The following is a 256-nucleotide window of genomic DNA, read 5'->3' as shown; positions in this document are numbered from 1 at the left end:
GGTTATAACGAAGTGACCTTCCTCTCTGACCGTGTGTGCGGGATCTGCGGCTTTGCTCACAGCACCGCCTACACCACGTCGGTGGAAAACGCGATGGGTATTCAGGTGCCAGAACGTGCGCAGATGATCCGCGCCATTCTGCTGGAGGTGGAACGCCTGCACTCGCATCTGCTCAACCTCGGCCTCGCCTGCCACTTTACCGGCTTCGACTCCGGCTTTATGCAGTTCTTCCGCGTGCGTGAAACCTCCATGAAAA

At 57.8% G+C, this 256-nt stretch carries 1 protein-coding gene; it reads left to right on the top strand.

Annotation, left to right across the window (positions count from 1 at the left end):
- The coding region (locus FVA95_RS30100) for a nickel-dependent hydrogenase large subunit (protein ID WP_193564463.1) at nt 1–256 on the top strand (256 nt) is incomplete at both ends.

This window comes from Pseudonocardia sp. EV170527-09 (assembly GCF_008369905.1).
Lineage (GTDB): Bacteria > Actinomycetota > Actinomycetes > Mycobacteriales > Pseudonocardiaceae > Pseudonocardia.
The sequence above is the reverse complement of the archived record's forward strand: the minus strand, read 5'-3'. Positions and strand labels throughout refer to the sequence as shown.